The sequence below is a fragment of the [Brevibacterium] flavum genome (genome assembly GCF_019317305.1).
GTDB classification, from domain to species: Bacteria; Actinomycetota; Actinomycetes; order Mycobacteriales; family Mycobacteriaceae; genus Corynebacterium; species Corynebacterium glutamicum.
In genome coordinates this window covers 2,487,926-2,511,310 of sequence record NZ_CP079240.1, presented here as the reverse complement: position 1 = coordinate 2,511,310, position 23,385 = coordinate 2,487,926, and the positions used below count along the sequence as shown (strand labels likewise).

Annotated in this window: 23 protein-coding genes and 2 tRNA genes; 19 read left to right on the top strand and 6 right to left on the bottom strand. The window is 53.0% G+C overall.

Annotation, left to right across the window (positions count from 1 at the left end; genetic code table 11):
* Positions 1–57: 57 nt before the first annotated feature.
* The 14 genes from KW808_RS12100 to KW808_RS12035 all read left to right on the top strand — a co-directional run bounded on the left by KW808_RS12100 (position 58) and on the right by KW808_RS12035 (position 16,223).
* Entirely contained in the window at positions 58–426 is a 369-nt protein-coding gene (locus tag KW808_RS12100; RefSeq protein ID WP_003859197.1) for a hypothetical protein, read from the top strand.
* A gap of 107 nt (positions 427–533) precedes the next feature.
* Positions 534–788 (top strand): hypothetical protein, encoded by a 255-nt coding sequence (locus tag KW808_RS12095; protein ID WP_144290600.1) that lies wholly within the window; start codon positions 534–536, stop codon positions 786–788.
* A 46-nt stretch (positions 789–834) separates the two neighbouring features.
* Positions 835–7,269, top strand: coding sequence for a tape measure protein (locus KW808_RS12090; protein WP_003859199.1), 6,435 nt, complete (start codon positions 835–837; stop codon positions 7,267–7,269).
* Between the two features lie 9 nt (positions 7,270–7,278).
* Positions 7,279–8,046 carry a hypothetical protein gene (locus KW808_RS12085; protein WP_003859200.1) on the top strand — a complete coding sequence of 256 codons (768 nt, stop codon included), beginning with the start codon at positions 7,279–7,281 and terminating at the stop codon, positions 8,044–8,046.
* Positions 8,047–8,049: 3 nt separating this feature from the next.
* On the top strand, positions 8,050–8,934 hold the full coding sequence (locus KW808_RS12080; RefSeq protein ID WP_003859201.1) for a hypothetical protein: 885 nt from the start codon (positions 8,050–8,052) through the stop codon (positions 8,932–8,934).
* Position 8,935: 1 nt separating this feature from the next.
* Complete coding sequence (locus KW808_RS12075; RefSeq protein ID WP_003859202.1) at positions 8,936–9,775, top strand: hypothetical protein; 840 nt, start codon at positions 8,936–8,938, stop codon at positions 9,773–9,775.
* An 11-nt stretch (positions 9,776–9,786) separates the two neighbouring features.
* A complete protein-coding gene (locus KW808_RS12070; protein ID WP_003859203.1) occupies positions 9,787–10,971 on the top strand; it encodes a phage upper tail fiber protein in 1,185 nt (394 codons plus the stop codon).
* 358 nt (positions 10,972–11,329) lie between these two features.
* Positions 11,330–11,683 (top strand): hypothetical protein, encoded by a 354-nt coding sequence (locus tag KW808_RS12065; RefSeq protein ID WP_499652144.1) that lies wholly within the window; start codon positions 11,330–11,332, stop codon positions 11,681–11,683.
* A 45-nt stretch (positions 11,684–11,728) separates the two neighbouring features.
* Complete coding sequence (locus KW808_RS12060) at positions 11,729–13,093, top strand: GH25 family lysozyme (protein WP_080708844.1); 1,365 nt, start codon at positions 11,729–11,731, stop codon at positions 13,091–13,093.
* Positions 13,093–13,434, top strand: coding sequence for a hypothetical protein (locus KW808_RS12055; RefSeq protein WP_003859207.1), 342 nt, complete (start codon positions 13,093–13,095; stop codon positions 13,432–13,434). The genes KW808_RS12060 and KW808_RS12055 overlap by 1 nt, the downstream gene beginning before the upstream one ends.
* Positions 13,435–13,436: 2 nt before the next feature.
* Positions 13,437–13,868, top strand: coding sequence for a hypothetical protein (locus KW808_RS12050; RefSeq protein WP_003859208.1), 432 nt, complete (start codon positions 13,437–13,439; stop codon positions 13,866–13,868).
* On the top strand, positions 13,865–14,209 hold the full coding sequence (locus tag KW808_RS12045) for a hypothetical protein (protein WP_003859209.1): 345 nt from the start codon (positions 13,865–13,867) through the stop codon (positions 14,207–14,209). The genes KW808_RS12050 and KW808_RS12045 overlap by 4 nt, the downstream gene beginning before the upstream one ends.
* Before the next feature lie 697 nt (positions 14,210–14,906).
* A complete protein-coding gene (locus KW808_RS12040) occupies positions 14,907–15,605 on the top strand; it encodes a DUF418 domain-containing protein (protein ID WP_003859210.1) in 699 nt (232 codons plus the stop codon).
* Positions 15,606–15,749: 144 nt separating this feature from the next.
* Positions 15,750–16,223 carry a ribose-5-phosphate isomerase gene (locus KW808_RS12035; protein WP_003859211.1) on the top strand — a complete coding sequence of 158 codons (474 nt, stop codon included), beginning with the start codon at positions 15,750–15,752 and terminating at the stop codon, positions 16,221–16,223.
* 78 nt (positions 16,224–16,301) lie between these two features.
* Here KW808_RS12035 and KW808_RS12030 read toward each other — a convergent pair whose 3' ends face one another.
* Complete coding sequence (locus KW808_RS12030) at positions 16,302–17,189, bottom strand: hypothetical protein (RefSeq protein ID WP_003859212.1); 888 nt, start codon at positions 17,187–17,189, stop codon at positions 16,302–16,304.
* Between the two features lie 466 nt (positions 17,190–17,655).
* Positions 17,656–17,877 (bottom strand): hypothetical protein, encoded by a 222-nt coding sequence (locus tag KW808_RS12025; protein WP_003859213.1) that lies wholly within the window; start codon positions 17,875–17,877, stop codon positions 17,656–17,658.
* Between KW808_RS12025 and KW808_RS12020 the strand changes: the two genes are divergently transcribed.
* Both KW808_RS12020 and KW808_RS12015 read left to right on the top strand, forming a co-directional pair.
* Positions 17,784–18,146, top strand: coding sequence for a transposase (locus tag KW808_RS12020; RefSeq protein ID WP_144290599.1), 363 nt, complete (start codon positions 17,784–17,786; stop codon positions 18,144–18,146). The genes KW808_RS12025 and KW808_RS12020 overlap by 94 nt on opposite strands.
* A gap of 300 nt (positions 18,147–18,446) precedes the next feature.
* A complete protein-coding gene (locus KW808_RS12015) occupies positions 18,447–18,653 on the top strand; it encodes a hypothetical protein (protein ID WP_080708842.1) in 207 nt (68 codons plus the stop codon).
* A 113-nt stretch (positions 18,654–18,766) separates the two neighbouring features.
* Here KW808_RS12015 and KW808_RS12010 read toward each other — a convergent pair whose 3' ends face one another.
* Positions 18,767–19,018 carry a helix-turn-helix transcriptional regulator gene (locus KW808_RS12010; RefSeq protein WP_003859215.1) on the bottom strand — a complete coding sequence of 84 codons (252 nt, stop codon included), beginning with the start codon at positions 19,016–19,018 and terminating at the stop codon, positions 18,767–18,769.
* 435 nt (positions 19,019–19,453) lie between these two features.
* On the opposite strand from KW808_RS12010, the gene KW808_RS12005 reads away from it, so the two are divergent.
* A tRNA-Gly gene (locus KW808_RS12005) sits at positions 19,454–19,525 on the top strand.
* A gap of 18 nt (positions 19,526–19,543) precedes the next feature.
* Here KW808_RS12005 and KW808_RS12000 read toward each other — a convergent pair.
* From KW808_RS12000 to KW808_RS11990, 3 genes are read right to left on the bottom strand one after another with little or no spacing between them, the layout of a single operon-like run.
* Positions 19,544–20,002: an RDD family protein gene (locus tag KW808_RS12000; protein ID WP_003859216.1), complete on the bottom strand. Its 459-nt coding sequence runs from the start codon at positions 20,000–20,002 to the stop codon at positions 19,544–19,546.
* Positions 19,999–21,027 (bottom strand): serine hydrolase domain-containing protein, encoded by a 1,029-nt coding sequence (locus KW808_RS11995; RefSeq protein ID WP_003859217.1) that lies wholly within the window; start codon positions 21,025–21,027, stop codon positions 19,999–20,001. The genes KW808_RS12000 and KW808_RS11995 overlap by 4 nt, the downstream gene beginning before the upstream one ends.
* A complete protein-coding gene (locus tag KW808_RS11990; protein WP_003859218.1) occupies positions 21,027–21,524 on the bottom strand; it encodes an ArsR/SmtB family transcription factor in 498 nt (165 codons plus the stop codon). Before KW808_RS11990 ends, KW808_RS11995 begins: the two co-directional genes overlap by 1 nt.
* A gap of 313 nt (positions 21,525–21,837) precedes the next feature.
* On the opposite strand from KW808_RS11990, the gene KW808_RS11985 reads away from it, so the two are divergent.
* Both KW808_RS11985 and tig read left to right on the top strand, forming a co-directional pair.
* Positions 21,838–21,911 (top strand) — tRNA-Pro (locus tag KW808_RS11985).
* Positions 21,912–22,027: 116 nt separating this feature from the next.
* The gene (gene tig / locus KW808_RS11980) at positions 22,028–23,377 is read left to right on the top strand and encodes a trigger factor (protein WP_003859219.1); all 1,350 of its coding nucleotides are present in this window, start codon (positions 22,028–22,030) and stop codon (positions 23,375–23,377) included.
* Positions 23,378–23,385: the final 8 nt, after the last annotated feature.

Sequence of the window (23,385 nt, the reverse complement as noted above, 5' to 3'; positions counted from 1 at the left end):
CACCACCATTTTTATACCCGATCCTGCTAAGGATCTTCTTTGAAAGGAATCACCACCATGGCACCAAAGTCCATCGATAAAACTGAAGTCGTCCGCAAGACAGACGAGCAGCTCGCTGCAGAGGAAGCAAAGATGAATGCTGATGCTGCGTCCGCAGCTGAGCGTGAAGCTCTCGAGGTTGAGACGGTCACTTTCACCGTGGATATCAACGGCACTGATGTTGAATTCACCACTCCGGCCGATATCCTCGATTGCTCCGACGAAGTCCTCGAGCACTTCGACAACAACAAGCAGTACGCAGCTTTCATGGCCATCATTGGCCCTGAACAAAAGGCAAAGATGCGTGCAGCTGGCTCCACAGGCCGCATAGTCATGGAAAAGGTCATTCCTGCGTGGAATGAGGCAATGGGCATGGGGGAAGGCTAAGCCTTTATCCGCTAGTCAAGAAACACCTCGATGAGGTGGAACTTGATTTCGCTGACCTGGGGTTTGATCTGCGGGATTGGTGGCGTCCCGATGGGGGAGCTTCCCGCATGACTACCCGCAGAGTTCTGCTCATTGTGTCTGGCTTAGCGAAGACCACCAGCAGGTTTTGGTGCGTCGTGCTAGGCACCGATCCGCTGAGCGATGACCAGTGGTTGCTCTCTGACATTTATGCAGCAACCACAGGTAAGGCTCATCCGATTCGAACTCGCAAGGCGGACCGTGAACAGCGTCAACGAATCGCGGAGAAGAAGGCGCGTATCCAACGTCGTGAGAAACGGCGCAATCGGTATCGGAATTTGTAGACAGTCCTGGTGGGCTGTCTTTTTTGTTTTCAGGAGGTAGCCCGCCATGAGTGTTGTAGGTTTCGCGTCGATCCCAGTGATCCCATCTTTGGACGGAATCACGAAAGATATTGAACGTCAGCTCTCCGGCCCTTTGTCGGCGGCTGCGAAGAAGGCCGGAGGGGAGTTTGAATCAATCCTGGCGAACTCGGCTGAGCAGGCAGCGAAGAAAGTTGAGCTCGCTAGGAAGCGTGAGGTTGCTGCTGCTGCGCAGGTGGAAGCGGCTGAGCGGAAGATCATGTCGGCGAAAGCTGATGTGGAAGCGGCCACCAAAAAGGTGGAGACCGCAGAAAAGCAGCTTGATGTGGTGCGTTCGCAGCAAAACCGCAAGGTGGAGGATGCGGAAAAACGCCTGAAAGATTTGCGTGATTCTGGCAAAGCATCGGCGGAGCAGGTCAAGCGCGCCGAAGAGGACTTGCAGATCACGCGCGGAAAAGCTGATGTCGCAATTGAGAAGCAAGAAGCTTCGGTGGAGACTGCACGCCGTAAAGTCACTGATCAGACCCACAAGGTTGAGTCGGCGGAAGATGATCTGAATGCTGCTCGCCGTAAGGCAAAGGACGCAGCGGATAACGTTGTGTCGGCTGAGAAGCGACTGCAGGATGAGCAGGATGAGACGGGGAAAACCACGAAGTCTTTGCGGGATCGTCTGCGTGAATTAGGCGATGAGCAAGATAGCGTGGCGGAGAAGTCCCGTGGTCTTGGCGACAAGCTCATGTCTGGCCTTGGCAAGGTTGGCACCGGTGCACTTTTGGGTGTCGGTGCCCAGATCGGTTCAACTGTCACTGAAGGTATTGGAACTGCGTTTTCTAAGGGTTTTTCTCGTCTTGCATCTATTGAGCAGGCCCAAACTATGCTTGAAGGTTTGGGTAATTCCGGCGCCCAGGTGCAGTCCATCATGGATTCAGCCATGGATTCTGTATCTGGAACCGCTTTTGGTTTCGGTGAAGCCGCGTCGATGGCTGCGACTTTCTCCGGTGCAGGCATCAAGGAAAGTGAAGAGCTCACCAGGATCTTGTCGCTGGTTGGTGATACCGCGGCGATCACTGGGGCTGATTTCACTGAAATGGGATCGATCTGGACGAAGGTTGCTACCAGCCAGCGCATAAGTACTGAGGAAATGAATCAGCTCATGGACCGTGGTTTGGGTGTTTTGCCTGAGCTGCAAGCCCATTATGGTGTCACCGCTGATGAAGCTCGAAAGATGGTCACCGAAGGAAAAGTTTCTTTCGAGGACTTCTCCGAAATCATGGAGAACATGGTCGGTGGCTCAGCAGCCCTGATGGGAGAAACTTTCTCCGGATCCGCTGCGAACATGCAGGCCGCGTTGGGGCGACTGGGTGCGAAACTTCTAGACCCGATCTATTCAAATGCCCCCGCGATTTTTGGTGCGATCGGGGAAGGCGTTGACCGCCTGGGCGAGCACATGGCTCCTCTGATTGAGGAATTTTCTATCCGGTTCGGCCCTATGATTGAGGACTTTGCTTCTCGCCTTGGCCCGTGGCTGATCGAGACGATCGATTCCACCGCTGAAAAGCTGAAGGAGTCAATCCGGTGGATTCGTGAAAACGAAGAGGGAATCAAAACAGCTGCGGTTGTAATCGGCGTGGCGGTTGCCACGTGGAAGCTGTGGAGTGCTGGCATAGCGATCAATAATGCTCGCATTCTCATTGGGCAAAAGGGCCTTTTGGGGTATATCGCCACAACGAAAATGGCGACGGCTGCAACGAAGCTGCTCAGTTTGGCGACTAAGGCCAATATTTTTGGCCTCATCGTAACAGGTATTGCCGCTGCAGTTGCCGGGTTGATCTGGTTTTTCACGAAGACTGAAACCGGCCGCGAAATGTGGTCGAAATTCACCACCGCGATTGTCGACGGATGGAACTGGACCACCGAAAAACTGGGTGCTGGTGTCCAGTGGATCCAGGATAAATTCAATAGCTTTACTGGCTGGATCTCTGATGCGTGGTCCGGGATTAGCTCACTTTTTAAGGGTGATTTCACAGCTGAGCTTCGTGAGTCGTTTGGTGTTGAGGAAGATAATCCGCTGATCTCCGGGTTCCTCAAGGCGCATGAGATTTTGACCGGAATTCCTAAGCTGATCACGGGAATTGCAGACATCCTTTTCAGGGGCGAGTTTTCCGGAATGCCTTTTGGTCTCGAGGAAGATTCCGGCCTGGTGAATTTCTTCTTCAAGATTCGCGAAGCAGTCATTAAGACCGGCGAGATCATTTCTGCTGTGTGGGATGGCATCGTCACCGTCGGTAAATATGCGATCGCAATCATCGGCACAATCGTGATCACTCCGCTGATTCTTTACTGGAACTCGCTCTCAAGTGCAGTGAAGCTTGGCTATGAGAAGCTGATTCTCCCCACCTTCAACGCTTTCGCTACCGCTGGGAAGTGGCTGTGGGAAAACGCTCTGAAACCAGCTTTTGCAGGTATTTCAGCTGCGTGGTCTTTCCTCGGAGATGCACTCGCTACCGGCTGGGCGTGGATCGATGAAAATGTCATCCAAGCTGTCGTCGCTGGGTTCGAATGGCTCGGCGAAGTCGTGCTGTCTGTGTTCGACTTCGTTGCTGAAAAGTGGCAGATCACCCAAGAGCTTTTCGCCGCAGGTTGGGCGTGGATCGATGAAAACATGATCCAGCCTTTCATAGCAGGTCTTGGCTGGCTCGGTGATAAATTTGCCGAAGTCATCGCTTGGATTGGGGAACAGTGGAATCTTGCCCAGATGCTGCTCGCTGCGGGCTGGCTGTGGATTGATGGGAATGTTTTCCAGCTTTTCCGCGACGGTGCGCAGTGGGTAGGCGATAAGTTCCAGCAGGTTGTCGATGGTATCGGCCTTGCGTGGGATGCTGCGAAGCTCATGCTTCATGCGGGCTGGTTGTGGATTGACCAGAATGTCTTTTCCATTTTCCGCCTGGGTGTTGAGCTGATGAAATCAGCTACCGAAACCGCAATGAACGGTATCGGCACTGCGTTTGATTGGCTCCGGGAAAAGACAGCTTCCCCAATTAACTTCGTTATCCGCGAGGTTTACATGGGGGGCATCCGCCAGGCCTGGGGCGCGGTCGCACGGCTCGTCGATGTACCGGAGCTTCCGGAGATCCAAGAGATCGGCGGATTCGCTCAAGGTACAGCTCGAGTTCCTGGTGCTCGTACCCGTCACGACAACATGCACATGGTCTCGAATGACGGTCGTTTTGGGATCAGCCTACGTGGTGGAGAAGGTGTTGTTGTCCCTGAAGTTGTTGATGGTCTCGGCGAGAAGACGATCAACGATCTGAACTCTGTTGGTCTCCGCAGTGGTGCCCAGGGTGTCCGTACCTATATGGAGCATTTCGGTGGTTTTTCCAATGGCGGAATTATCGATTCGATGATCGGCTTCGTGTCGAAGCACTTCCCGCAGCTGCAAATGACTTCGGGGTGGCGCTTCACTGATAATGGCTTGCACTCTCGTGGCCAGGCCGCCGACTTCTCGAACCAGGGGCAAGGCGGGCCGTCGACGCCCGAATCTCGTGGTTTGGCTCGTGCGATTTATCAAAACTTCCCGAACCAAACTGAGCAGCTCATTCACTGGAAGTTGGACGGCTGGGAAAACCTGTTGTCGGGCCGTCCATTTGATTATGGTTCAGCGACAAACGCTCAGCACACGGACCACGTGCACTGGGGAATGCTGAGCCCGCTGAATTATGACGCGGATGAGCTGGATCTTTCCGGTGGTGGATCCGGTGTTTTCGAAACTATCACCGCGATGGCAAAGCGTTTGTGGGATGGGTTCATCGATAAGGTTCCGTCTTTTGATGGATCCGGAATTATCGGCGATTTGCCGGAGGCATTCCTCAAGAAGACCGCCGGCACCGCATGGGATTACATCAAATCACTGGCGGACAAGATCATGTCAGCGTCGTTCTTCACAGGGGCCTCTGGTGCTGGTGCGGAGCAGTGGCGTGATCTTGCGAGAACTGCGTTGGCTCGATTCGGTTATGGCGAAGAGTACCTCGATGCGATGGTCAAGCAGATCGACATTGAGTCCTCTGGTGATCCAAATGCGATCAACCTCTGGGATGAAAATGCGACTGTTCGTGGTACGCCATCACGCGGACTTCTGCAGGTCATCGAACCAACCTATCGCGATGTTCGAAATAAATTCCCCGATGCGTTCGAAGGTCTCCCTGATGATCCAACCCATCCATTGACCAACCTTGTGGCTGGTATTGGTGCTTTGGAGCGAGACTGGGGAGGTCCTCCTGGTGGACGCTGGCCAACTAGAGATGGCTACCATGCAGGTGGTTTGGCTGGATCTGGCCAGGGCTGGCTGAAGAAGACTGCGATTGAGCCGGAATTCGTGCTGGCTCCGAATGAGACAAAGGCCTTGATGTCTTGGCTTGAGTCTTATCGTGCTGGCGCGACAGACGGCCTTCCGACGATCGCGATTTCTGCACCATCGTGGGAATCTTTCCAGGATGTCATGCAGTCTGCTTCCGATGCTGCTTTTGGGCTGGGTAATTCTTTGGCTGGTCCTTTCTTGGATTCCACCGAGGAAGTAGTCGCTGCGCTTGAAAAGCTTGAGGAAGCTCGGAAGAAGGCTGCTCAGGGTGATGAAAAAATCACCGAAGCTGAGAAAGCGTTGACGGCGGCTCAGGAAGAGCTTGAAGAAGCACTGAATGGGACTGCGGAAACTTCGACGTCGAATTCTCGAAAGCTTGAGGATGCGGAAGAGAAGTTGGCGGAAGCTCGCGAAGCTCAGGCCGAAGTCGCGAATAAAGAGCACAAGGATGAGGCAGCGCGTGCGAAGGCCTCGGCGTCGGCAGCTGAAAAGGTTGCGGATGCGGAGAAGAAACTCGCCCGTGCTCGTGAGGATGAAGCTTCTCAGCTTGAGAAGGATGAAACCAAACGCGCTGAGTCCATTGCGAAGGCTGAAGAGAAGGTTGCGAAGGCGGAGCAGGGCATCATTGATGCTCGTGATGAAGCCATCGAATCTGCGGAGGAAGTCGCGAAGGCTGAACGCGCTGTCGCTGCAGCAAGGTTGCAGGCGCTGGGTCGAGTAGTTACCGCCACTATGGGAAGTATCTCTACTCTTCTTGATGGGTTTGCTTCTTTGGCCGGTGCGATGGCTGAGATGGCAGCGCAGATGACAGAGACTGAAGACCAAATTCGTTCTCTTCGTGTGGAGTCCGCAGCTGCGGAAATCGCACGTCTTCGCGCTGCAGCTGCGATGGTGCAGGCTGAAACCGATTTGGAGGAAGCTCGTACTGGTGGAGCCGAGACGACACGTCGAATCGGCGATACTTCAGTTGAGGCATTGGGTAAGGCACTCCTGAAATTCCGCGAAACCGGTGTGCTCTCTGTAGAGATGATCACCGAAGCGGTGAATTCAGGAACCGCAGAGTCCAGTGAGCGCATCACCGAGACTCAGGAAGATATTCGCCAGGCGATGATCGCCGCTGAGATTGCCGCTTTGGATTATCTCGAGGCGTCGATCAATGCTCAGCATGTCACGGAGATGCAGCGGATTTTGACCGCGCAGCTTATGGCACAACAGGCTGCAATGTATGGGCTGGGTCAATCTCAGTTCACGGCGTTGGAGCTGCTTGTCCAGGGCATCGTGTCGCTGGTGGGTGGTGTCGCGAAAATCGCAGGTGCGGTCTTTACCGTGATTGCGGCGTTTGCGACTGGTGGTCCTGCAGGTATTTTGGCCGCGATTGCCGCGATTCCGGTGGTTTTGGATGGTGTCTCCGACATCGTCCAGGGGGCGACGAAGGTGCGAGATAACTGGGATGAGGGCTCACAGGCTTTCAACCAATTAGCCCCCGAAGCGAAGGTCGAGATCATCCTCGGCGGTATGGCATCGGTCGCTCCTGTGGTGGCTGGTGCTGCGGCAACGTGGGCAACTGGCGACGTCCAGTATCTTCTTGCTGGCATTGACGCTATGGGGAAGTCCACGGAAATCGTGGCCACCCACATGGAAGATATGGTCACCTACAAATTCGATCGCATCAATTCAAAATATGACGAGATGATCGAAGCCCAGAAGGAGGCTACTCAGGCGCAGCTTGATCAGATTGCGATTTTCCGTTCGGCTCTCGAGCTGATGGCGTCGACAACTGATCAAGATATTTTGGATCAGATCGATATTGATTCATTGCTGGATTCGGTGCGTGGGATTTCTGGTCGTGATCAGACTGCGGAGCTGGTGGAAGCTGAGCGCGAAGCCGCGGTGCAGCGTGAATCCACTGGCGCTGAAGTCGTAGCGATTCGGGAAAAGATGGACACGCCCACAGTGGTGAATGTGTCGATTGCGCCGGGTACTGCGTATTCGGCTGATGAGGTGGAAGCGATTCTTCGGGATATGTCGTCCAAGATTGACGGTCTGCAAATTCAGTTTGATGAGCAGAATTCAACGTCTGCTTCGGTGAAGGTCAATGCGAGACGATAGGAGGTTTTCATGGAAGTGAAGGTGGTGTCGTGGGATGGAACAACGTTTGATCTCACGACCAATGACCTTCCACGTGTCCAATTGGATGCGGGTGGGATTAATAGCCTCAAGGGTGCATTGACTATTTCGGCGGATTCTCGTCTGGGTCGTGCTGGTCAGACTCGCCGACGAGTGAAGATTCCGTCTTTTTCAGGTTCTTTGACTGGTCGGATTGTGGCGGAGTCAGAGGAGGAGCGGATCCGGCTGGTGTCTGCGTGGAGGCGCGCTTTCCATTGGAATAAGCCGTCGACGATTTGGTTGACGCCGACCGCCGGCAAGGATGCTTTTTGCCATGCGGTGTATTCCGCCCCGCTTGATATTCCAGCCCAGGATTTACGCGATCTTGAGGAGGTGCCGTTTTCTTGGGCTTTGGATATTGATGATGGGGTGTGGTGGGATAGCCCTCAAACTGGCACAGGTACTGTCACTGTGACGAATTGGGGTGATGACTATATATGCCCCTCGGTGGTGTGGAAGGGGACTTCTCAGAAGGTCACTTTGCCTTCCGGTGCGGTCATTAGTCTTCCGTATACGCCTTTGGCTCAACCGCGTCGTCTTTTGCTTGATGATGAGGAGTCGTTGATGGTTTTCGATTTGGACGGCAACGAAGACAGAAGTTTGTGGCCTATTGAGACTGCGTTTGCCGAAGGTGTTCCACCTTTGGAATCCCGAACTTATGTGACGACCGCGAACGCAACTCTTGAGTGGGCCGTTCCTGTCCTTGATCCGTGGAGGTGAGTCGTGACGCTTTTTGATTGGGAGACTCACCGGCTGCATCGCCTGCAGAAGATCAAGGATGAAGGCATGTGGATTGGCCTTCTCAATGAGGATGGAATTCCGATTTGCGATATGCCACCAGCCACTGCAATAAATGCTCCGGCGACTCGTTTGGAGCCGGGGTCTTTCACGATGACTGTTCCGCTGGTCAGTAAGAGTGGTGTGACGCATAGGGCTGCCGATGAACTGATCGCCGATGGTATTTCCACGGACTCAACTGGCGCTTTGGTACCCGATCTTCGGTACACACGCTTCATCTCTTTTGAGCGTGAGGGTGAAACCCGCGATTCACGAAGAACTTTTAAAGTTGGTTTTCCGAAATCTGATGGATCGACGCGCTTCGGGCCTGAAACGATGACGCTTGATGGAATGTCTGAGTTGGATTTGTTGGGTGGTTTGATTGCTCCTTCAGATCCGGACACCTGGGATAATGTGTGGATTTTGTCGGATCGGGATTGGGCTGGCCCGTGGTCGAAGGAGCGGTGGATTTCGGATATTAAAACCGCCGCGGTGGCCACAGGTTTTACGTTGGCTGGCCCTGCGGAATCCACGATCCGCGAATTGATCTCAAGATCGTTGGCGGCATGTTACCGGATCGATGGCATCACGTCGGTGGAGCTTCACCCAATTCGGGTATCTCCACTTGGCACAGGGTTGGCGTCGCCGAATGTGGTTTTGCGACCGTCCGACGACACCATTTTGAATACCGTCGTCAATCATGCGGCGGCTGCGGGCGTTCGGATCAGTGCCCATATGTGGATGCCAGGGGACACCTGGCAACACGGAATTCCCAATCTTTCTTTACCTACGGTTGTGGTGTTCGTTGAACAGATGGTGGGAGTGAATTAAATTGGTAACTTTGATCGCTGATGGCGGTTCTCTCACTACCGCACGCCAGACCGCGAATTATGTTTTCGGGTCGTGGCAAGTCTCTGCCCCGGATGGGATTGAGCAGATCGTCCCTGATGAAACTAGAAACAACGGTTATATTTACCGGCCGGATGATGCGCCTCGAGGACGGTTCGATCTTGCTTTCGTCCGCCAGGACGCCACTATCGAATTGGATTACATCACCGCCGGAGGTGAAACCTCCGGACGGTCAGATGTTGAGCTACAAATGGAGGCAGGCCAAGAACGATCAAAAGGTCGCGTCCTCGTCGAGCATGAAATCTCAGCATCCGGACTAGGCCGATTACGACCCGGTATAGATATCAACCTCTATGACATCGTGACCGTCTCTTTCTGGGGAATGCTCATCGACCTCCCCGTAACCGCATTGGACTGGACCGAAGACGGCGTCAAAATCCGAGTCGGCGGACAACTCATCCACGACCCAGAAATGCTCCGATCACTCACCTCCGAAGTAGTGCAACAACTCGACGCCGAACGCCGCCGATCGGAAAAAGAAACCGCCCAACTTGAAGCCCAACAAGCCACCGATCGTCAGCAGACACAGCAGATTAGCCAGATCGCATCATCGGCAAGTAGCACCGCCAACGGGCTGGTGACTGTCACCGATAAGCAAACTCAGAACCTGGGGGTCACGTATGAGATGCTTCTCGGCCTGAGAAATTTTGCAGGTGAGATGTATGAATGGCGAAACGGACAACTCACTGATACGCAGTTCCGGATGGCGATGCTGGAACGGCGAACGTATTTCCAAAACACGTTGAACACTTGGTACACGTAGGAGGTTTTATAATGACTTTGGTTTCTGGTCCGCTTTCGACCGTGACCACTGAGGCTAGTGCGGTCACCCAAGTAGAAATCTCAATAAACACCCACCGCACCACCGGCACTGGGCTGATGACTGCAGAGCAGAAAATGGTGGCAGTCACAGGTGGAAACTTTTCCTCCCAAATCGCGCCGGGAAATGCGGCGATAGCGCTTATTATCGCGGGCCGTAAGTCTGCCCCGATCCCTATTCTGGTGGACGACGTAGATACGCAGACCCTGGCCGAGGTGGTGGACGCTGCGCGCCTGGCTACTGGTGAGACGCAGGAATCGCTGGCTCAATTTGTTCAGCAAGTTTTAGCAGTGCGACAGGAGGTTTTAGGCGCTGCTGATGATGTGGCCACGGAGAAAGATGCAGCGCTGTCTGGTATCGGGTCTCTTCGTGATTCTGCGCTGGCTGCGATTAACAATGTGCGTGATGGGTCGCTGACGCAGATTAATACTGCTCGCAGTGGTGCGGTGTCTCAGATCGGCCAAGATTCAGCTTCGGCGCTCGCAGATATCAGCACTGCAAAATCCGCTGCCCTCACGGAGATCGATGGTGAGGTTTCTAAGGCTGAAAACGCTGCTGACCGTGCGGAATCGGCGGCCAATGATGGTGTGGGTGATGGCGCGGTCACACTCGCAAAATTAGCTCAAGATGTCAAAGATCAGATCGGCGCTAAAGCTGAGATGTCGGAGGTGGAGCAGGCTCTTGAGGCTAAGCCTGATCCGGATACAGTGGCGATGATGATCAGCCAGGCCATCGCAGGCTTGGTGGGATCAGCCCCGGATGCTTTGGATACGGTCTATGAGCTGGCAGCGTATTTGACCGATCCCGGTGTGGCGAGTGGCCTGGTACAGCAGCTCGCAGGGAAAGCACCGACGTCTCATACTCATACGATGGCGCAGATCTCGAATCTTCCGACGGTGACAGCATCATCCACTGGAAATGCTATTGTCCAGCGCTGGGGCACCAGCCAGATTTCAGTACCTACCACACCAGACGCAGCGACCTCCGCATCATCGAAAGCGTATGTCGATTTGGAAGCCGGTAAGCGCATCCTCAAATCGGGCACGGCTGCGACTGTGTGGTCTGGTACGCAGGCGCAATACGATGCGCTGACCAATGGTGTGAAAAATGCTGCTGGTTTTATCGCGGTGATCGTATGAGCCTGAAAATCGGTGGGGTAGACCCCACGAAAATCATGGTCGCTGGCACACCAGCCACGAAAATTATGTGCGGTGATCAGATCGCGTGGCAAGCGATCAGAAAGATCACTATCACAGCCACCTACGATTCCAGCGCACAGCAATACAGATGGGATGTCGACGGTGCAGCTGGCAGCACTGAGCTGATTGTAGCTCCCGGCGGCTCTGCCTCGACGCTCATTTCTTTCCCTGTGCCTATGACATGCAGCAGGATGGTAAATCGAGGTGCAGGCACTATCAGCGCTGGAGCTGTCATTAATGCGGGATTGACCGTAGGTGCCAGGACTACACAGGCTCACATTTTTACGGAGGTCACACCATGATCAAGCTCAGCGGTGTCGATATCTCAAAGATCCTCGTAGGAAACGGGGGGGGGGCTTCCCCCGCCACCAAAATCATGATCGGCACCGGCAGTAGTGCCGTCCAGGTGTGGCCAGTGGCGAGAAAAGTAGTCATCTATACACGAACCACAAATTTGGATTGGATCTATTCCCAAGCCAGCGGTGATGCCGAAATTTTATCTTTCACCACATTCTCGCAAATCCGGTTTTCAGTGCCTGTGAAATGCGACAGGGCAGTCAGTGGCTGGTCAGCAGGAGTCACCATCCCCGCAGAGGCAAATATCACCGCACTGGTAAAAGACACCACCTACACATTCACCGAAGCTTTATAATCCCCAGCATGAGCTGGGGATTTTCTAATTAGAGAGGAGGACGGTATGGCTAAAAGATATCGACCAGTAGTAGCTGAATCGTATGTAACGTCTGGATTTGGTGCCAGGTGGGGTACACAGCACCGCGGCACTGATTTTGGGTTGTCAGGAGGGTCGGCGAATATGCCGGTTTATGCAGCGCAGGGCGGCACGGTCGTGTACGCGGGTGCAGCATCAGGGTTTGGAGGTCCAGATCCTGCTGGGTGGGTGGTGATTGATCATCCCACAGCTGATGGTAGTGGTACCACCGTGTACGGACATATTATTCGGGAGGTAGCACTTGGCGAGCGGGTAGAGGCAGGTCAGCGCATTGGCCGGGTAAATCCCAATAAGGCTACCAATGGGAACGTGGCGCCACATCTGCATTTTGAGGTGCATAAATCCACCTGGCTACCAGGTGCTCAGATTGATCCAGTTCCTTGGCTCGGTGATGCAGCATCACCTGACACCTCACAGATGAGTGCGAAACCGGAAACGATGCAGGATGGAGTACTTTTTGGTGTCGATATTTCCAACCACCAAAACGGCATTCCCTTGAAACGGGTGGCGAGTGAGGGGTTTAAGTTCGTCATCATCAAAGCCACCGAAGGAACGTGGAAAGACCCGATCCTCCATTCTCACCTGGCGGACGCACGCACTACCGATATGCAGGTCGCGGCCTACGTCTATGTCCGCTCTACTGCCTCTGCAAAAGCTCATGCGGACACCCTAGCTAGCCACCTCAGTGATACGAGCGTGCCGATCGCCCTGGATATTGAAGATGGCGCCGGAGCTGATCCGAATTTCTGGCGTGCGGTACGTGATGAAATCGAAGCCCGAGGCTACCGAGTAATCCTTACATATTTGCCGAAGTGGTACTGGGACCAGGTAGGACAACCCTCTCTCGCAGGGCTTCCACCTCTGTGGACGTCTCGATACCCAGATATGATCCGTGGCTACGCTAGCGAAATATACACACGCGCCGGCTCAAAAGGCTGGGAGGGATACGGCGGTCTCGACGTCAGAATATGGCAATTCACCAGCACTGCAAATGTTGCAGGATACGGCATCGACGCAAACGCTTTCCGAGGGTCGGAAGCGGAGCTGGTGAAGCTTTTTACCGGCAAATCCAACACAAAAACTTTTTTGGAGGTACTCATGTCAGACACAGTGAAATCATTCATCAATCCCGGGAAAACTTTTCCCGCACCTACTGCACTCTCGCTGATTGATGCATCAAATTGGCGCTCAGAGGTCCTCACCGAGGCACTGCTCCAGGCACTGGGCTTTGACACAGAAAAGATCCTGGCAGCCGCCATCGAGGCCGATAATTCCGGTGCGGATCGCAGCCTCGCGATCGGTCAAGCACTTAATCTTAAGGAGAAGAAGTAATGACCAATTTTTCGCAGCCCTACGTCATCCGCCGGGTTTTTTACGCAGTAGTAGCGCTTATCGGTGCCGCGCTATTTGGATTTGGCGTCGGTGATGCCGCGCAAATTGATCAGTGGACTGACGCCGCAGAGAAGCTGCTGGCACCGCTTCTGGTCATCGTGTCCTCAGGTCTGGCGGGAGTGAAAGCAAATCCTGGATCTGATGTGAAATTAAAACCTGCGCCTACCCCAGATCCAGCGCCTGCACCGACTCCAGTAGTGCCGAATGCTTCTGATTATCTTTCTGGTGGCAATGATTTACTTGCGCAGATGCGTGAGCAAATCAAGGAAAATCGAGGATAATCATGCCCATTGATCATCTACCGATCCGACTGCGATCCCCCGCAGAGCGCATCCGCGCCTACCTGATCACTGACGCTGGCGTCATGATCATTTTAGGGATCTCCATGATCGCTCGTGGAGTATCGTATTTCTCCCTCGGGCAGCATGTGCTCGTCAATCCGATCGATACGCACGTGGCTCCCTGGATTCTTGCCACGTGGTGGGCCATCGTCGGTGTCGCGCTGGTGGTGTCCTCGTGGTGGCAGGCGTCAGCTGTCTCGAGGATTATTTTGATGATCGGCGTCTCCACTTTGGCGGCGTGGGGATCAGCGTTTATTTTCGCTCCCCCGGCTGCTTTTTCACAGCGCGGGATTATCTATCTTGCGCTCGCAGCTGTGGTCGTGTGGTCGGTATGGCGGGGTCGCCGTGGTGAGATTCGGATGAGGGAGGGATGATGCCACCAGATGTCACTAATTCCTGGACGCTTCTCGCATTTCTGGGATTCACTTTTATCACCAGCTTTTTTGGCTGGATCTCGCTAAAAGCAAAATCTGGATCGGATAAAAAAGACGAAAAAGCGCAGCCCGTGCTGGAAAGAGTACAGGCCACGATCGATCTACAGCCAGCCGTCAACGCGTTGTCTGCGCGCGTCGCAGCATGTGAGGAAGAGCTCGCCGAGTACCGGCCGATAGCGAAAATCAAATACCCGCTGGCGCTGAATACCATCGCAAATTTTAAGCAGGCGTATCCACGATCCGTGGTCAGTATTCCGCATCAGATCAGAGATGATCTGTGAAAAAGCCCCCACCACCGTGAAAGGTGGTGGGGGCTATTTTTTCATCTTAGGGGGTCCGAGCATGTGTCGGACGTATTTGGCGAGACTGCAGAGTCGTCGAAAAGGTTCCAATCGTGAGTCTTGCAAGATGATTGAACTGGAATATTTTGCCCGCAATTTGCCCGCAAAGCGCTTTGTAGCCCACATAATTTGCAGAAAATACGGAAAATGCGGAACCTACATAATCGCCATGACCTGCAACGATACAAAACCCCTGGGCGAGGCCTTATAGTCACTTCTTTGAAATCAAGCGCAGCCGCACTGAGAACCCACAGTTCGACTAATTAACGCTGTCTCTGCTTATTAAAAACTGCCCGCTGATCTGTTCAAGGATCGCGTCGGGCAGTTTTTATTCTTTTGTAGCTTTTGCGCCCCAGCGAATGAAATTCCGATTACGCGCACGTACTTGCTCATTCCGTTTCGCAGCATACTTTATTGAACTTTATTGAAAAAGCCCGCATCTCACTTCTGCTTAGTTGATCGATTTTTTAATACATCCCATGGGAACAACAGTCCTAGATACAATCGGGCCTTGACTAGACCACCAACTAGACCACATAGGTACTGCCGTTAAACGGCTTCTCGGTTCGGCCAGAACCAGTCCGCTGCCCGTCGAGGTGAACGCCCAAGAATAGTTCTCTTTCGTCGACTTCTCACGTTGATACCGCTTGGCATCATCCACCAAATTCTCCAGACGGGCGAAGCATTGTTGCCGTATGCAATAGTCGGCCTGGTCATTTTGCTGCCATCCCCCTGGTTGCCTCGTTGGGCTGTCGCAGTCCTCGGCGAAGTGTCGTTTGTGCCAGCGGTGGTTTTCGGTGGCGGGTTCCTGCTTATCCCCTCAATGTTCCTGATCGGTTCAGCGCTCGTTAGGTATGGAGTAGTCGATCGGGCAGAGAACTCACCGCGGGCTATGGGAGTCTTTTTCGCCGTAAGCGCAGCAATCGCTATACCTACGCTGATTATCCAGGCACGTGACATCACTTCTTCAGGCTTCTCGATCGTTTCCACAGTGGCGGGACTCGCGCTTGGCGGCGTCTACATTTCTTTAGTGTTGCTGGCCTTGCATACACCGATTCGCGGTGCACTCGCTGCAGTTTTCGCACCTTTAGGGCGTATGGCGCTAACCAACTACATTGGTGCAACGATCCTCATGCTCATTGGCGGGCTAATCCTGGATCTTCCACACAGCACATCATGGACAGCTACGGTGCTCCTAGCTGCGGGTATTCTCATTATTCAAGAGCTGCTTTCTGCTTTATGGTTGCGCTACTACACACAGGGGCCACTTGAGTATCTATGGCGTTGGGTGACTTGGGGAAGCCGTTCCCCCTTCCTTATTCGTTCCGCATCATGACAGATACGGAAGTGTCCTACCCGAGTCAGAGCCGATCCGCTTTACCAAGATTGGGTCGAGCTATTTTGCGATTTGTGAACCCCCAAATAGGGGAAAAGTCCGGGTATCCGCCGTTGTGAAAATGCCTGCAGTAAACTGACTTCCATGCGCGTATACCTTGGAGCAGACCACGCTGGTTTCGAAACTAAAAATGCAATCGCAGAACACCTTAAGGCCCACGGCCACGAAGTGATCGACTGCGGAGCCCACACCTATGATGCAGAAGATGACTACCCAGCCTTCTGCATCGAAGCAGCTAGCCGCACCGTAAACGACCCAGGCTCACTCGGCATCGTCCTGGGTGGATCCGGAAACGGCGAGCAGATCGCCGCCAACAAGGTCAAGGGTGCACGTTGTGCACTTGCTTGGTCTGTTGAAACTGCACGCCTCGCCCGCGAGCACAACAATGCGAACCTCATCGGCATCGGCGGCCGCATGCACTCAGAGGAAGAGGCATTGGCAATTGTCGACGCCTTCCTCGAGCAGGAATGGAGCAACGCCGAGCGCCACCAGCGTCGTATCGACATCCTCGCTGATTACGAGCGCACTGGAATCGCACCTGTCGTTCCTAACGAATAAACAATTAAAAATGGGCGGTTAAGTTCTTTTCCAAGAACTTAACCGCCCATTTTGTGTTTATGTGGGGATTATTTTGGGCTAGAAATCGAAGTCAAAATCGAATCCGCCGCCATCGCCGCCGTCTCCACCACCAAAGAGTCCGTCGAAGAATCCGCCACCGTCTCCGCCAGCATCACCACCAACATCGCCCATGTCAGCTCCGGCGTCACCCATATCGCCAGCATCGCCCATGTCTCCGCCAGCTGCGTCCAGGCCATCTTGGTAGCCCTCGCCATAGCCATTTTCAAAGGCTGCAGCGGAGTAGCCGACACCAGCCATGCCGTTAAACATTGCTGAGAACATCATGACCGAACCTGCAGTCCACAGACCGGAACGCAATGCGCTTGCCCACCAAGGCTCGGAGTACCAACCAGCAGGGACTGGGCGACCCGCAACGTTACCGCCAGGGTAGTAGTTCGGAGTTTCATCTGTTGCGACGGGGGAAGCAGTGATCTGGCGACCCTCCTGCTCAATGGTGCGCTTTTCTGTAACGCGACCAGCATTGCGCTGACCTTCCAGAGGAGGCAGCTCAGGGCCAGCAGTCATACCCATGATCTCACGAGCCGCGTTCATATAATGCAGACCCTCTAGTGCAGATTCTCGAGCCAACTCTGCCTGACGAGGAGTAGTGGCAGAAGAAATCTGAGAAGACGCAGCGGTATAGCGCTCTGATGCGTCAGCAATAGCCTGGGTCGACGCAGCATCTGTACCTGCGATGGTCAAAACCTGGGAACCAAGACGCTCAATCCACCGACGCGCATCTGCCTGTGCGTCAGCAAACTTGGCTTCTTCTTGCTTCTTATTGTTATTGGATCCCATCTTTGAGGCGACAAAAACGCCACCACCAACGACGATTGCGATAAGTAGTAGTACTTCCACGGAATGCTTCAACTCACTCGATAAGTTTGATGGCAAGATTTCAACCACTCACCACCATGTTGGTCTAATTACTAAAGTAACGACCAGTCTTTCGTTAAAGTTCCCTGTTTTAAGACTGTAAAGGTACTTTTGCTGATTTTGTGTCTGGTATCGCTAGAAAAGAGGGTTAAGGGAAAAATATGTGCTTTTAGCGGCCCAGAAACATAACCCCACCAGCACCAACCCCACAAAAATGTGTTCTGCCAACCACAAACCCATCAAAACCAGGCAACATCCCCACCCCAACACCAACCTGTGATACACGCGGGGACTACACCAAACAAGGTGAAAAGAACACGACCCAACTGCCCGGTATACACCGGCCCCATGAGAAAAAACAGCCACTACAACAAAAGGCACCACCTGCAACGCCGCCACCACCAACACCCGACCCAACGACCACCACGCCCACCGATTCCAACTCTTAATCAACTGGATCCTCAACTCCCAATCACGCACCAACCTCGCCAACCAACTAGGCGTGACCCGTCGTACCCTCACCAACTGGTTCCACGACTACTAGTTCGTACAAGTCCCCCGCAACACCGACCGTTTCCGTGTCTATGACCAACTCTTCATCGACGGCACTTTCTTCAACACCACATGCCTCCTCGTGGCCTACACCTTCGACCACGTCGTCGCCTGGCGCTGGTGCACCAAAGAAGACGCCTACAACTACACCCGACTCTTCGATCAACTCCAACCCCCTTAATCGTGACCACCGACGGACAAAAAGGCGCACTCAAAGCCATCACCACGACCTGGCTGACAACGAAAATCCAACGCTGCCTCGTCCATGTCAAACGCAACGTCCAAAAACATGTCACCCTAAGATCCGTGCTGAGCTCGCCGAAAAGCACTCCGGGGTCTCTCCTTGAAACTGCTGAAAGTCACCACACCAGAACAAGCCGCCGACTGGCTCAAACTCCTCCAAGAGTTCTACCTCACCTACGGGGACTGGCTTAACGAACGCACCTACCGCGCTGATGTACCAGCACATGCCATCCCGAGACATGTCCGCCCCAATCAAAAATGGCAGGTCACACCCACAAAACCCATCGCACTGCTTATAAGCAGTTGGAAGCCCTGGCTCGCAACGGTCATTTGTTTACCTATATTGATCCACCAGCAGAGGTTGACGGGGTGGTGAAATCAACAACGAACTGTTTGGAAGGTGGTATCAACGCTCAGATTAAAGCCTTGGCGAGAAACCATCGGGGGATGTTTGATTAGCATCAACGTATCGCGGTGGATTGGTGGTTATTGATGCATACGCAGTTGCCTGGCGATCCGGTTGAGATCGCCAGGCAACAAAACTGGGGTCAAGACGGACTCGCCAACGTCCCCGACTTGATCCAACAAGAACAACCACACGACCACGACGGGCGCCCGGCTACCTATGACACCGGAATCGATGCCACACCGAATAACTCTATCGGTATCCGGCAGGGATGGGCAGGTCGTTTCAACTAGCCCCTAGAGCACGGATTCGGGTCGACCTGGGGAAAGCACACAGATTTTCCCTTAACCCAGAAAAGACAAATGCCACGAAAACAATTGTTTTCGTGGCATTTGAGAAAAAGTGCTTAGTTGGCGACTGCGACAGTCTCTTCGGAATTAATTAATCCCTTGTTTCCTGCAGCGCGGTCGTCGACCCATTCCTCAATGGTTTGGGAGTCCCACAAAGTGAGCCCATGGAGCTTTGCAACTGGCTTTGGAGCACGTCCTCGACCTGCGTAGCTAGTGAAAGTACCTCGAGCAGTACCGGAGAACTCTGCACATTCAATTGCAGTCCAGAGCTCTCTGCCTGATTCGGCATCGATAATTTTTGGCTTCATGTTTAGCTAGGTTACGCCAAGGAGGTAGTTTTTGTCGAAATTATTCTAAGGTTTTTACAACCTAAGAACATTTCAGATATTTTGTTAAAATTATCCCATGTACGCTGGACTTATAAACAAGTACTTGTATATTTTAGGGGGCCAGACGGACACACTTGCTAAAATTCTCTTATGCTCCTTTAAGGTTTAGCGGGTTTCATAAGGGGGAATTGCAAGGAAATGTACAATAACACACTTGCTGCAGGTTAACTGGCCATTTGCTGGATAGGTGCCGGATGAAAAGTAGCGATGTATCGAAAGGGATTCTTGAGAATGTGGTCTGGCCAAAAATCTTGTTCGAAAACCGGGTGCCAGCCTGCCGATTTTTAATAAACCAACAATATGCGCTATGCTTTTCCTCGAACCAAACAAGAGTTCTTGCAGAAGTTCACAAGTGGGAATGTCGTATAATGGCTATTACCTCAGCCTTCCAAGCTGATGACGCGGGTTCGATTCCCGTCATTCCCTCAAAATAATAACACTCTCTCAGTTGCATTTAAAGCAGTTGAGAGGGTGTTTTTCGTTTTTCCGCAAGACATTTACATGTGCAAATTTGTCATGTAAACCCACGAAGTTGCAAGCGTGAATGCAACTAGCGACGAGGAAAATGGCTACAAAGCTGAATAGTACTAGGCCGACAAGTGGGATGATCTCCAACAAGATCCACGCGTTTCTTGCTGAGGGGTAGTAGATGCTTAGGCGCTCACCTTGTATGTCGTGGTTGACGTGCAGGTGTGTGAGCATTTTTCCTGGTGTAGTTCCGAAGGCTGCTTCTAATAAAGATTTGGAAAGCCAAAAGGCAATCGTGAGAACAGTTGAAAAGGGCGGGTTGAGGATACTAGTTCCGAAAGTCAGAGCAATGCCTCCTCCAATGAGGAGCGCGATGCTGTAATCGGCCAAGGTTGCAACGATTCGCCGATGGATAGAGGCGGGGGAATCGATCATTTTGATTCCTGCCTAGTGGAGTTTGCCATTAAAAGCTCGTGACCAATTGGGAAGACAGATGTGGCAACGTCGGCAGCAACGAAGATGGCAGTAGTTGTAGCGGTGTTAAAGAAGAGTACGGAACTGTATCCAAAGGACTCTCCGTTATGCCAGACGATTTCAGGGGCCGATTCAAGGGATTGCCAGGTGAAAGGGGCGGGGCCTTTTGTGAATAAGTACTGACAGAAAACTGCCATGTCGCGCGCGGTGGAACGCAGGCCAGCTGCGGGGAGAAAGCCATCCATCTCCCACGCTTCGACTTGTTTGCCAGGTGTTGAGAACCCTTGAGGTGCATCTTGAGCGAGGGATTCTGGGGTCATGAGCTTGGTGTTATTGAGGTTGAGTGGTGCCAGTAAATCACGGTCTAAGAGCTGGTCAAACGTTAAACCGGCATTGCGGGCAAGGACTTGGCCAAGCAGCGCAAAACCAAGATTTGAGTAGTGAAATTCTCCGCGCGAATTCAATTTGGACGTTGTGCTGATAGAGATGACTCGATCTGCAGAGAGGTCTTTGTAAGGATTCTTGTCAAAGAACGTAGCCATAAAAGGTCTAAGTCCTACATTGCCTAGACGGGGTAGTCCGCTGGTGTGATTGGCTAGTTCTTCCACGGTTATGTCCCGGATGAGGGAGTCGACTACACGTTCTCCAAGAACGTCTCCGACGGTCGTGGATTCTGTGATCTCTCCTCGCTCAATCTGAAGTCGAAGCAGCTCACCGGTGAAGATCTTCGTAATCGATGCGATTTCAAAAGGGTCGTCTGGACCTGCGCCGAGCCCGCTGAAATCTACAGTGTTACCAGTGATGATGGCGGCTGACATGAGGTGATACTCGCCGAGTTCTTCGGAGTCGAGGATGTCGGAGAGGTTAAGCGCACCGGTGGGCTGACCTGTGACGAAGCCTTTTTGTTGTTTGGTGGTTGCTACGACGATGGACAAAACCACGATGACAACTAACAGGCTGCCAAGAAGCTGCTTCTTTAATCTCATTAGTGATTCTCACTGGCAGAAATGATGGTTAGTAGCGGGATGATCCGCTCAGTGGGGACTTCATAAACACCGCCACGACCTTTTCTTACCCAGCCGGCAGATTCAAGTTCATTGAGATGGTGATAGGCAGTGCCGGTAGAGGATGTCACTCCGAGCTGACAAAGGGTAGAGACCGAGCAGGGGTCATTAAGTAACTGTTTCAGAATCAGACCCCGTTGAGGGTGGGCCAATGCTGCGAGTCGGGTGAATGACGAATCCCAGGCTTCTTCGAGGAGATGATGTGGGGGTCGCGACCATGAATAGGAGATGGAACCTGAAGCGTTTTCAAACTGTCCGGAGAAATGAATCGCTCCGTCCGTAGTTTCAGGGGAGTCGTTGATTGAGTGGCCTTCTTTTGCAAACAGTGCCTCGTGCCGAGCGATCACTGCCTCTATGGCTTCGAGTCTCTGAAATAGAGCATCGCGGTCATTCTGATCAGTGGGGAAAGATTTGTCCATAAATTTAAAATTCCATAAATTTAGACAATCGGCAACGGGGGAGGGGGAAATTCCTTAGATCGAATGGGATTGGCATAGGAAGTCGCTTGAAAACGCTTAATTGTTAAAACTTGATGCAATTGCGTGACTTGAAAACCTATCTTTACCTGCAGCTATGGACGCGATTTCGTCTTTTCAGATGGTTGTGTGTAAAGTTCTTAATCGAACCAAGGAGCACAGCGCACAGGGGTTCAGCACAGAGACTTAGTAAGTCACTTACTGAATTTGTTCTGAGATCACAGTGTGTTAGTATTCGATGGGTCAAATTAAATATCGGGGCGTGGCGCAGTTTGGTAGCGCACCTGCTTTGGGAGCAGGGGGTCGCAGGTTCAAATCCTGTCGCCCCGACTTGAGGACGAGCTCGGTTTCGGACGACGCGAGAAATCGCATTAATCGTCGGAAACCGGGCTTGTTTTTGTAATATCTGAAACTTTCCCTTTCCCGATCATCCAGGAGATTTACTCGTGAAGAGTTCTGTCGAGAAGCTGAGCGACACCCGTTCAAAGATCACCGTTGAGGTTCCATTTTCTGAACTGAAGCCAGAGATCGACCAGGCATACGCCGCTCTAGCGCAGCAGGTCCAGATCCCTGGTTTCCGTAAGGGCAAGGCACCGCGTCAGCTTATCGACGCACGCTTCGGCCGTGGCGCAGTTCTGGAGCAGGTTGTCAACGACATGCTTCCTAACCGCTACGCACAGGCAATCGAAGCTGAGGGCATCAAGGCAATCGGCCAGCCTAACGTAGAGGTCACCAAGATCGAAGACAACGAGCTCGTTGAGTTCGTCGCTGAGGTTGACGTTCGCCCAGAGTTCGAGCTTCCTAAGTTCGAGGACATCACTGTTGAGGTCCCAGCTATCAAGGCTGACGAAGAGGCAATCGAAGCAGAGCTCGAGACCCTGCGTGCACGTTTCTCCACCTTGAAGGATCACAACCACAAGCTGAAGAAGGGTGAGTTCGTCACCATCAACATCACCGCAAGCATTGACGGTGAGAAGATTGAAGAGGCAACCACTGAGGGTCTGTCCTACGAAATCGGATCTGACGATCTGATCGACGGCCTGGACAAGGCTCTGATCGGCGCTAAGAAGGATGAAACCGTAGAGTTCACCTCTGAGCTGGCAAACGGCGAGCACAAGGGCAAGGAAGCTCAAATCAGCGTTGAGATCACCGCAACCAAGCAGCGCGAGCTGCCTGAGCTGGATGATGAATTCGCACAGCTGGCTTCTGAGTTCGACACCATCGAAGAGCTTCGTGAGTCCACCGTGTCTGACGTTGAGGCTAAGCAGAAGAACGAGCAGGCTGCTGCAATCCGCGACGAAGTTCTCACTGCGGCTCTTGGCGAGGCTGACTTCGCTCTGCCACAGTCCATCGTTGACGAGCAGGCACACTCCCAGCTGCACCAGCTCCTCGGCGAGCTTGCACACGACGATGCTGCACTGAACTCCCTCCTTGAGGCTCAGGGCACCACTCGTGAAGAGTTCGACAAGAAGAACGTCGAAGATGCTGAGAAGGCTGTTCGCACCCAGCTGTTCCTGGACACCCTCTCTGAGGTTGAGGAGCCTGAGGTTTCCCAGCAGGAGCTCACCGACCACATCCTGTTCACCGCGCAGTCTTACGGCATGGACCCAAACCAGTTCATCGGTCAGCTGCAGCAGTCCGGCCAGATCGCGAACCTCTTCTCCGACGTTCGCCGTGGCAAGGCTCTTGCACAGGCTATCTGCCGCGTAAACGTGAAGGACTCCGAGGGTAACGAGATCGACCCTAAGGAATACTTCGGTGAAGAAGAAGTAGCTGAGACTGAGTCTGAAGCTTAAAAACTTTA